10 protein-coding genes and 1 rRNA gene are annotated in these 9,801 nt (G+C 61.3%); 9 read left to right on the top strand and 2 right to left on the bottom strand.

Annotated elements, in window-relative coordinates; translation table 11 throughout:
- Nucleotides 1-435: ribosomal RNA gene (locus VKS22_06975) — 16S ribosomal RNA — on the bottom strand; the annotation flags it as partial.
- A 587-nt stretch (nucleotides 436-1,022) separates the two neighbouring features.
- Between VKS22_06975 and VKS22_06970 the strand changes: the two genes are divergently transcribed.
- From VKS22_06970 to VKS22_06960, 3 genes are read left to right on the top strand one after another with little or no spacing between them, the layout of a single operon-like run.
- A complete protein-coding gene (locus tag VKS22_06970) occupies nucleotides 1,023-1,418 on the top strand; it encodes a hypothetical protein (GenBank protein HLW70347.1) in 396 nt (131 codons plus the stop codon).
- A complete protein-coding gene (locus tag VKS22_06965; protein HLW70346.1) occupies nucleotides 1,415-2,290 on the top strand; it encodes a XamI family restriction endonuclease in 876 nt (291 codons plus the stop codon). Before VKS22_06970 ends, VKS22_06965 begins: the two co-directional genes overlap by 4 nt.
- Nucleotide 2,291: 1 nt before the next feature.
- Entirely contained in the window at nucleotides 2,292-3,869 is a 1,578-nt protein-coding gene (locus tag VKS22_06960; GenBank protein ID HLW70345.1) for an N-6 DNA methylase, read from the top strand.
- Between the two features lie 50 nt (nucleotides 3,870-3,919).
- Here the strand turns inward: VKS22_06960 and VKS22_06955 are convergent, their stop codons facing one another.
- Complete coding sequence (locus VKS22_06955) at nucleotides 3,920-4,483, bottom strand: phage protein Gp27 family protein (GenBank protein HLW70344.1); 564 nt, start codon at nucleotides 4,481-4,483, stop codon at nucleotides 3,920-3,922.
- 571 nt (nucleotides 4,484-5,054) lie between these two features.
- On the opposite strand from VKS22_06955, the gene VKS22_06950 reads away from it, so the two are divergent.
- From VKS22_06950 to VKS22_06925, 6 genes are all read left to right on the top strand, one after another.
- Entirely contained in the window at nucleotides 5,055-5,807 is a 753-nt protein-coding gene (locus VKS22_06950; protein ID HLW70343.1) for a glucose 1-dehydrogenase, read from the top strand.
- Between the two features lie 183 nt (nucleotides 5,808-5,990).
- Nucleotides 5,991-6,827, top strand: coding sequence for an FTR1 family protein (locus VKS22_06945; protein HLW70342.1), 837 nt, complete (start codon nucleotides 5,991-5,993; stop codon nucleotides 6,825-6,827).
- A gap of 852 nt (nucleotides 6,828-7,679) precedes the next feature.
- Nucleotides 7,680-8,282, top strand: coding sequence for a hypothetical protein (locus VKS22_06940; GenBank protein HLW70341.1), 603 nt, complete (start codon nucleotides 7,680-7,682; stop codon nucleotides 8,280-8,282).
- A gap of 72 nt (nucleotides 8,283-8,354) precedes the next feature.
- Nucleotides 8,355-8,825, top strand: coding sequence for a TrbG/VirB9 family P-type conjugative transfer protein (locus VKS22_06935; GenBank protein ID HLW70340.1), 471 nt, complete (start codon nucleotides 8,355-8,357; stop codon nucleotides 8,823-8,825).
- Nucleotides 8,826-8,840: 15 nt separating this feature from the next.
- Entirely contained in the window at nucleotides 8,841-9,452 is a 612-nt protein-coding gene (locus VKS22_06930; protein HLW70339.1) for a hypothetical protein, read from the top strand.
- Entirely contained in the window at nucleotides 9,416-9,649 is a 234-nt protein-coding gene (locus VKS22_06925; GenBank protein HLW70338.1) for a conjugal transfer protein TraD, read from the top strand. Before VKS22_06930 ends, VKS22_06925 begins: the two co-directional genes overlap by 37 nt.
- The last annotated feature ends 152 nt before the right edge of the window (nucleotides 9,650-9,801 follow it).

The following is a 9,801-nucleotide window of genomic DNA, read 5'->3' as shown; positions in this document are numbered from 1 at the left end:
GGCCTTCATCACCCACGCGGCGTCGCTGCGTCAGAGTTTCCTCCATTGCGCAATATTCCTGACTGCTGCATCCCGTAGGACTCTGGGCCGTGTCTCAGTCCCAGTGTGGCTGACCATCCTCTCAGACCAGCTACCCGTCTTAGCCTTGGTGAGCCGTTACCTCACCAACTAGCTGATAGGGCGCGGACCCCTCTTGCAGCGATAGCTTGCAGGAGCAGAGGCCATCTTTTACCTCAGCGAGCGAACTCGCCGTGGTCATATCCGGTATTAGTCCGTCTTTCGACGGGTTATCCCGGACTGCGAGGCAGGTTGTCCACGTGTTACTCACCCGTGCGCCGGTTTACTAGCCGGATTGCTCCGACTTTCTCCCACGACTTGCATGTCTCAGGCACGCCGCCAGCGTTCGTTCTGAGCCAGGATCAAACTCTCCATTTAAGCTCATTATCGCAACCGATTGGCGCGGCTAAGGCGCCAGAAACCGGTGGATTGACCGCTATCAAAACCCGAAAAAATCGGACGGGCATCGGATCGCTATCGCGTTATTGCTAACGCCGCTTGCCGACGCGCTCGCGCGCGTCGCTAGCGTCCTCCCGCCGCCCAATTAAAGGCATGCACTACTATTCAGTTTTCAAAGAACCGGCCCTCGCAGGGCGAAAGACCAGATTATCGCCAACGTCCGATGCGTGTCAATCAAACTGGCGCGTTTGATCGCAGACCCGCGTTGTGCGCGGCGACGATATATTTCTTACGGTGCGGCGCGCCAACAGTGGCATCGCTTTCGCGAGGCCTTGTCCCGAGAGACCTGTCCCGAAAAGTGGTCCCGAAAACCGGGGTCTGGACGGGGTTGGAAGCGCAGCGAGCGACCATACTGATCAATCCGGCGACGCGATGCAAGCCCTTACGGAAAGAAAATTTCGGGCGCGTGACAATTTATCCACAGGGGTGCAAGCACAGAATGACAGCGGCGGACCGCGCCAGTATGTTGGCCGCTAGCGAAGAACGGTGGCCGCGAGAGGGGTTGGATGGCGCTGCCGGACGAACGCTTGAGCGGAATAATCAAGAGTCTGGCGCGGCGGCCGGGTCACGAGCCGGTGCACAGCGATATTCGCGAGCTCCTGATCAATCCTCTTGGCGGGCCGGCGAATGAGATCACGCTTGAGGGGAGTCTGACTGAGGTGCGCGGGCGCGTCGATGCGCTGGGGGCGCGCACGCGCTTTGAATTCAAGAGCGATCTGCGCGATGAGTCAGCAACGCGGGCTGCCAGGCTCGGCGCGGTATTTGATCCCGATTTTGGGACACTGTGGAGAAAAAAGGCGTGGCGTCTGGCAATCAAGATTCAGGTGTCAATCGGACAAAACCTGACCGTTGGAAAAGCGACATTATCCGGTCCGTCGATATGTATAACGATTGGTTCATGAAGTTCGCGCCCTCCGCGTACCGCGAAACACGAATAAAGGCGACCAGGGACGTCGAATCTACATTGGCGAAGACTGCAAACCTGAGCGATGTGAGCTCGGCGCTGCTGCTTCGCGAGCCGGGGGTGTTGCCGACGCTGCGGATGTCGGCATGTCCACCGCTCGCGGTTGACCGGCTGATCGGACTCGCGGGAGTTTCGCGGAACCTGGTCGGCTGCATGGAGGAGGGCAAGCTTCCCCGGCGCATGAGCTCGGCTTCACTAGAGGGTGACCTTGAAAAGATTGCGAAGATTGTCGGGCGGATGGCCGATCGCGATATATTTGTCTGGCTGGGTCGCGGCGGGAGACCGGCCGGAGCGGAAATACACCGCGCAGCAACAGTGGTTGCTGACAGACTGTGCGGAGCCATCGCCAACCCGATCATCCGCAACGCACAGGAGAAGCGGCAGCTCGAGACCATCGCGGCCTGGCTGACGAAGCGCGGCTATAAACCTCTGCCAGCGAAAATCAGCTTCGATGCGATGCCGCCTGGCACGTTCAGCTTCCGCACGAATGTGGCTGTGAAACTGCAAGGGACTGGTTCGACAATCAACATTCCAGTTGACACGGTCATAATGCCGAAGAGAGGTAAGACTGGAGAGTTGCCCCTCATGATCGAGGCAAAGTCGGCGGGCGATTTCACCAACGTTAACAAGCGTCGAAAGGAAGAAGCGATCAAGATGAGCCAATTGCGCTTCACCTATGGCGCGAGCGTGAGGTTCATCCTGTTTCTATGCGGCTATTTCGATAGCGGCTATCTTGGATACGAGGCGGCGGAGGGTATCGATTGGGTCTGGGAACACAGAATCGCGGAACTCGCTGAATTTGGAGTCTGAGATGGATACGGTAACGGCTATCGAGAAACGGCGGGTCGCGATGCAGAAAAGGCTGGATGCGAATAAAACGCAGACGGCGCGAAACCGCCTCGGGCAATTTGCGACGCCTGCGCTCCTTGCCTCGGACATATTGGTCTATGCGGGCAAGTTATTAGCCGAAAAACAGCCGGTGCGATTTCTTGATCCAGCGCTCGGAACGGGATCCTTCTATGCAGCGCTTCTGCAACATTTACCCTCCAGCCGCGTCAGCGCAGCTTACGGAATCGAGATCGACGCGCACTACGCCAATGCTGCGCGTGAGCTCTGGCGCGATCGTGGCCTGGAGGTCGAACTGGGCGATTTCACGATGTTGAAACCGCCGCCCGCAAACGAGCGGTTCAATTTAGTCATCTGCAATCCCCCTTATGTGCGCCACCATCATATGAGTGTGCAGGAAAAGGTCCGCCTACAGTCGGCCACATTCGGGGCCTGTCACGTCAGGATGGCCGGTCTGGCCGGTCTCTATTGTCACTTTCTTGGTTTGGCGCATGCGTGGATGGCCGATGGCGCTATTGCGGGGTGGCTGATCCCGAGCGAGTTCATGGATGTTAATTATGGCGGACCGGTGAAGCGTTACCTGCTAAATGAAGTGCAGCTTCTCCGCATCCATCATTTCGACCCAAAGGATCTTCAATTCGGCGATGCCCTGGTGTCATCTGCGGTGGTTTGGCTTAGGCATCGCCGGCCGGATCGCGATCATCGGGTGGAACTGAGTTACGGCGGCACGCTGTGCCGGCCCACGTATTCTCGGAAGGTCTCAGGCGCGGTCTTGCAGGGCGCCCGGAAATGGACGGGCTTAGCCGCAGGCGACGTGCGCAAGGCGGCGGAGGGGTTTCGGCTGCGCGACTTTTTCTACGTCAAACGCGGCCTTGCGACCGGTGACAACCGGTTTTTCATTCTTTCCCGCGCAGAAATCGAAGCGCGCGGGCTGCCCCGCCAGTTCTTCACGCCGATTTTGCCCGGGCCACGATATTTGCATTCGGACATAATCGAGGCAGAGACCGACGGAACGCCAAAGGTTGAAAAGCAACAGTTCCTGCTTGATTGCCGGTTACCAGAAGACGTCGTTTTGAGAGAGTTTCCGCAACTTTGGTCGTATCTCGAGACCGGCAGACCAACAGTGTCGGAGACTTATCTCTGCAGCCGCAGAAATCCTTGGTATGCTCAAGAACGCCGTCCGCCTGCACCATTCGTTTGCACCTACATGGGCCGGAATCTATGCAAGCGAAAAAAGCCGTTTCGATTCATCTTGAACTGGTCAAGGGCGACTGCCGCGAATGTATATTTGTTGCTCTATCCAGTTCCAGCGCTCGTAACGGCCATGGAGAAGGATCCTGGGCTCGCTCGGCAGATGTGGGAGTTCCTTGATTCGATTCCAGCCGAAACTCTTTTGGGAGAGGGACGGGTTTACGGTGGCGGACTTTACAAAATGGAGCCGAAAGAGCTGGGGAACGTGAGGGCCGACGCAATCGCCGGGCTCTTACCCAGAGCTACCGCTTTGCCGCGGCAGGGCGAGATGTTTCGCGAGCACACGGCGTAAATTGTTGAGAGGTGCGCGGGCGCGCCGGGGGGAGGTTCGCGGGGAGCGGCCTAACTTTCGGCTGCTGGGGTAGTGTCGAACGGGTCGATGCCGAGGAGGGCAGCGCGCATCCGCTCGGCGGTCTCGGGGGTGAGGCCGCCGCTGCGCTCGAGCGCCGCGACTTCGCCGGCAGCGGCGCGGCGCTGAAGCTCGAGGCGGTCCTGGGCCTCGGCGAGCCAGCGCTGGTGGGCGATGGTAGTGCGGCTGAGATCGCCGATAGTGCGGGCGAGACGCGCGAGATCGCTATGTTTGATCGGTTCGTCGGTGTCGATCAGCATCGTGAGGAGGCGGCGCTGCACCAGGCTGACGAGGGCCTCGGTCACCGCGCCATCGTCGCCGGCGGCGGCTGCGGCGAGGGTGTCGGCGTGATCGGTGGCGGCCGCCCGCAGCTCCATTTGCCGGGCGAACTTCCTGCCGTAACGATTGACGGCGCCGCGCGAGAGGCGGAAGCCGAGTTCGTTGAGCCACCTGGTCAGGCCGTCATAATCGGTGAAGCCGTTGTCGACGAGGCGCTGTTCGAGTTCGAGGCGGGTGGCGCGGGGAAGCTGGGTAATGACGGTGGAGCGAACGCCCATCAGAGTTACTCCGCGCGGGCGGGAGGCGTGGACGCGGCGGCGCAGCGTTGCGCCGGACTCGGAGAGAGGGGCGGCGGCGCAGCCGGGGGCTGCGCGCCGCGCGGGGGAGGGGCTGGGTTCGAGGCAGGGGTCATGGTGGGAGAGCGGGCGGGTTCGCGGCAGCGCCCTCGCGGCGCGTGAGGCAGTCTCGCTGAATCCGGGTGAGGCGGAAAGGGTGAAATATTTCAGTCGGCGCGCGGGGCGCGCGCCGGCGAGGGTCGGGAGACGAGCTGTTTTGGGTGGCTGCACGGGCTGGGCTATCAGATTTCGCGCGGCGCGATCAACCTTCGCTACGGCCGCTCGTTCGAGCGGCATGGCGAAGGTTGTGACTCGGGAGGCTGGCGAGGCGGAGGGTGGTTCGGAGCATTCTGACGATCCGGAAAAGTCTGTCGCGTAATTTTTTACGCGTAATTCCTGTCGCGAAATTCGATCCTCGGGCAAGCGCGGCGGCGAAACATTTGTTTCGCCGCCGCGCTCTGCTATGGAAGGGCGAAGGCGAAGCCTAGAGCCTTCGCCGGCAGGAGGCGCAGTGATGGATCGGCTCAAAAATAAGGTGGCGCTGATTTCGGGCGGGGCGCGCGGGCAGGGGGCGGCGGAGGCGCGGCTGTTCGTGCGCGAGGGCGCGAAGGTCGTGATTGGTGACGTGCGCGATGATCTCTGCGGCGCGACCGCGGACGAGATCAACGGCCAGGCGGGCGGCAAGCAGGTCAAGGCGGTCCATCTGGATGTGACGCGAGCGGCCGATTGGCGCGGCGCGGTCGACGCCTGCGCGAGCACGTTCGGAGGACTCGACATCCTGATCAACAATGCCGGGATTTTTAATATGTCGGGGCTCGAGGAGACCAGCGAAGAGCTGTGGGACTCGATCGTCAATATAAACCAGAAGGGCGTCTGGCTCGGCATGAAGGAATGCGTCGCGGCGATGCGCAAGCGCGGCGGCGGCGCGATCGTCAATATCTCGTCGGTGGCGGGACTGACCGGGTCGACGGGCTCGACCGCCTATCACGGGACCAAGGGCGCGGTGCGGCTGCTGACCAAGGCCGCGGCGGTGCAATATGGTCCGGAGCAAATCCGGGTGAATTCGGTCCATCCGGGGATTATCAATACGGAGATGGTCGATATCATTCCGAGGGCGATGCGCGAGGGCTTCGGTGCGATAGTGCCGCTGCGGCGCGAGGGCACGGCGGAGGACGTCGCGAAGCTGGTGCTGTTCCTGGCGAGCGACGATTCGTCGTACTGCACCGGCGCGGAGTTCGTCGTGGACGGGGGGCTGACGGCGATCTGAGAAGGCTTTGCGCCGCCGGGGACGCTCCGTTAATTAAGAATCGTAACGCAGCTCGCGGACTCGCCTGCTCGCTCCGCACAGCCGCCGCGCTCCGCTAATGTTCTTGACAAATTTCGGGTTTGCGGTCTATCGTCGATATTGAGAATAATTCTCATTGTCAGAAAGGCTGACGTAACTAAGCGCATGGCGACGGCGACTGCCCTACCCTATTTCCTCTATTCCTCGGGGATTCTTTTCCGCGAGGGCCTTGAAGCCATGCTGGTGATTATCGCGCTGGTCGCGGGCGTGCGACAGGCTGGGCAGCTCGCGCGGATCCGCGATATCTATTTTGGGGCGGCGGCGGCGATTCTCGCGAGTCTGGGGTTGGCCTGGGCGGTGCAGCATCTGCTGGCGGACAATACCAGCGATACGCTCGAGGGGGTCTTCCAGCTCTTCGCCGCGGCGACGCTGGTTTACGTCAGCTCGTGGATGACGGCGAAGACGCAAGCGCATCGCTGGAAGGGGTTTATCGCGGCCAAGGTCGAGGCGGCGCGGCGGAGCCGCGGGCCCTCGATCGCGCTAGCGGCGACGGCATTCCTGGCGGTGATGCGCGAGGGCGCCGAGACGATCGTTTTCTTTCAGGCGTTGCTCGCGGGCGCGACGGAGAGCGTCGAGCGCCATGCGGTATTGATCGGCGTAATCGCCGGGGCGGCCGCGCTGGCGGTGACGTTCGTCGCGCTGCGCAAGCTGACCTACATGATCCCGATAGGCGCGGTTTTCTCGGTGACCTCGATTTTGCTCTATGCGATGGCGGTGGTCTTTACCGGCCAGGGGGTCGCGAGCTTTCAGGAATCGGGCGTGGTCAACGCGACGTTCGTGAGTGGCGTCCCGACCGTGGCGATGCTCGGGTTATATCCGACGGTGCAGACGCTGGCGGCCCAGGCGGTGCTGCTGCTGCTGGCGCTGGGCGCGCTATTTCGTCCGGCGCTGTGCAGAGTCAATGGCGCGGCGCAGACCGATCCGTCGGCGCATGCAACCTGATTCCTCGCCGCACTCGCGCCTGGCTCTTCGCTCCGCGCAGGAGCGCTCCGCTACTCAAGAGCCTTAACGCAGCTCGCAGACTCGCCTGCTCGGCGCGAGGCGTTTCGCTGAGGCGCGCGCGAGAATGACATAGAGGGGCGTTAGCATCCCGAGCAACTGGCGGCGGCTACAATACGAGGCGGGGATGGAGCGCGGAGACGTCAAGGGCGCTATTAGTTGGTCCAAAAAATCAGTCCGATCAGTTCGCGCCTTGACGCAGCATCGGGATTTGGCGGCTACAACTCTCCTCCCGACAATCCAGCTCACGATTTCCGAAGAACAGCCAGAGTAGAGCCAAAGTCGAGTGCTGAAAGTTTTATAACAAAAGTTATTGGCGCTCTATTCGTGGGAAAACTGGTGACCCCTGCGGGATTCGAACCCACGGCCCCAAGATTAGGAACCCCGCGATGACGCGGGAAGATGGCGACGAATCGCAACTTTTCGAGCCTTTTCAAGCCCTTTCGCGCAAGTGACTCCTGGTCATCAGACCAGTTGAAACCTATACCGTTCGATACGTCTGCCAAAGTCGCAGCCAAGTCAACTTTAAGGCGTCAGCTTTAAGTATCGGTCGAGATTTGCGCCAACCCCCTGATCAGCGGCGCAGTCGAAAAATCGTCACCGAACCCAGCCGGCACAAAGCGGTAATTCCTCCGCTCTCGAAGATTTCGAGAGAAACGAGCCCGTTGAGTCCGATCCATGCCCGATTGCCGTTCAGGCGAGCCAAAGTCGATCGAGCCAAAGTCAAAACACCACGTAAAACGCGCGCGTGGCGCGGTCACACCGAGGTGAATAAAATGACTGCGAACCCTTACGTTGGAGCGGCGGGAATGGGACGAGCGCTACGCCGACCTGGCGCTGGGCAAGCGTAACTGGCAGATAGCGGCGGCGGGGTCACTCGCGGTCGCGCTTGATCCTCGCCGCCGGCAGCGTCTGGCAGAGCGCCCGCAGCCGTTACATTCCGTACGTCGTCGAAGTCGAAGTCGAAAGCTCGGCTACGCGTTGACGATCCCGCAGCCGCTGACAGTCAGCGCAGTTCCCGACGTAGTCGCGCGGATCCAGGGCTACGAGATCGCCGCGTTCATCCGCAACGCACGAGCGGTCTCGAGCGATCCGCAGGTCGAACAGCAGCAGCTTAACGCACTACTTGCGCACGCGCGCGGCGCTGCCGATCGCTTCCTTGACGAGTACTACCATTCCGACGGTTTCAGCCATAACCCGTTCAAGCGCGCCGAGAAAACAAACTGTCGCGGTACAGATCGATTCGATTCTTCGCCTCTCGGACCGCAGCTATCAGGTGCGCTGGACCGAGATTACCCGCGATCTGAACGGCGTCAATCTCGGCGCGCCGACGCATTGGGAAGCACAGCTACAGAGCCAACTCATTCCGCCGAATTCCAACGACACGATCGTGACTAATCCGCTGGGCCTCTACGTCATGCAGATCAGCTGGACGCAACAGGCTCAGTAGCGCGGCGAGGAGGGCGAGCGATGAAGAATATCGCAATTGGTTTGGTGATTGGCGGAGCGGTGCTGAGCGCCTGCAGCAATCAAACGCCGCCGCCCGGAGCGCAATTATTAGCGCAGCAGCCGGGCGAAGTGCGGACGGCGATCAAGCAGCATCAGGCGAACGACAGATGGCCGGTTTATCGCACCGCAGTGCGCGTGCTTTATCCCTACGCCGACGGCGCTGAACCAACGGTCGATTGTGCGCCGCTGCGCACGACCGCTTTGCAGCTGCAGCCGGGCGAGACGATCACCGACGTGGCGCTCGGCGATTCCGAACGTTGGATGACGACGCCGGCGGCTTCTGGCGATCCGCGCAACGCCGTCCCGCATCTGGCGGTGAAGCCGCAGCTCCCCGGGCTCGAAACCAACCTGACGATCTACACCACGCGATGCGGTGATGGTCGCCGGTGTCGGGCGGGACCAGGACCGCGTAACGATTTCGTATACCGGTGAGATGAGGTGAGCGCCGTGCTGAAAGCGAAGCTGAACAACAATGCGGAAGAAGTCGATCAGGACAGTGACAACGAGCAGATCGGCGGCGAGCGCTTCAATCGTTTGCTCGGGCTGTTGGCAATCGCGATCGCGGTGATCGGTGGGACGGTGCTGGCGCTGGGCGTGGAGCGCTCCGGAATCAATCAAAAAGGCGCGGCGCAGAAGCTCATCGATGATCCGAACGCGGAGTCACGGGATCGCGGTGAAGTCGCCGATCTCGCGGCGCACGGCGCGACGCCACATCAGCCACCAATCGCGATGCCGGCCGAACCGATTGTGCCCATGGCGCAACCACCGCTTCAGCGCACCGCCCCCAAGCAACCGGGCCGCTTCGCGGCACGTACGGACCATACGGCTACGCAACCGAATCAATTCGCGATGGCGGGTGAAGTCGCGGGATCTGCTGCATCAAATCAGTTCGGCTCTCTCGGTCGGCAGATGGTCGGCAACGGCCTGAATCGATCTGCCACAATCGAGATTCGGCCCGGCTACGAATTCACGGTGATGGTAACCCAGAATCTCGCTTTCCCCGGACCTTACGGGAGCAGGGATTGCGGGTCCATCACCTGGCGAATCTCGGCGGCCTGATAGCTCTGGCCGGGCTCGATCTCGAACCGCCGGATTACCTGCTTGGGGCGCTCCTGAGCGTCGCGCAGGAGACGCGTCGGCTCTCGCCGAGCGAGCGTGAACGGGTCGCGCGATTGGGGCGAGTGAAACTCGATCAGCGGGCGACCGGCAAGCGGGCGTGGAAGTCGTGGCAACGAGCGCAGGATCTGCATGGCTGACGATGGATCTGTCAGGAATTTCGTGTTTGAGCCAGTGGTGGTGATTAGTCAGTAAGGATGAATCGGTCCTCGAATTGGATCGCCATCTGGGTCTTGGCAGCATGCCACGAAATTGGCGGATTTTTCCAGCGCGCCGGCACATTCCGTAGCAC

The sequence above is a fragment of the Candidatus Binataceae bacterium genome, from assembly GCA_035308025.1.
Taxonomy (GTDB): domain Bacteria; phylum Desulfobacterota; class Binatia; order Binatales; family Binataceae; genus JAJPHI01.
The sequence above is the reverse complement of the archived record's forward strand: the minus strand, read 5'-3'. Positions and strand labels throughout refer to the sequence as shown.

Coding starts and splice junctions, on each gene's coding strand:
- VKS22_06935 (HLW70340.1), top strand. CDS start 8,355: ATGAAGAATATCGCAATTGGTTTGGTGATTGGCGGAGCGGTGCTGAGC.
- VKS22_06965 (HLW70346.1), top strand. CDS start 1,415: ATGAAGTTCGCGCCCTCCGCGTACCGCGAAACACGAATAAAGGCGACC.
- VKS22_06950 (HLW70343.1), top strand. CDS start 5,055: ATGGATCGGCTCAAAAATAAGGTGGCGCTGATTTCGGGCGGGGCGCGC.
- VKS22_06945 (HLW70342.1), top strand. CDS start 5,991: ATGGCGACGGCGACTGCCCTACCCTATTTCCTCTATTCCTCGGGGATT.
- VKS22_06955 (HLW70344.1), bottom strand. CDS start 4,483: ATGGGCGTTCGCTCCACCGTCATTACCCAGCTTCCCCGCGCCACCCGC.
- VKS22_06960 (HLW70345.1), top strand. CDS start 2,292: ATGGATACGGTAACGGCTATCGAGAAACGGCGGGTCGCGATGCAGAAA.
- VKS22_06970 (HLW70347.1), top strand. CDS start 1,023: ATGGCGCTGCCGGACGAACGCTTGAGCGGAATAATCAAGAGTCTGGCG.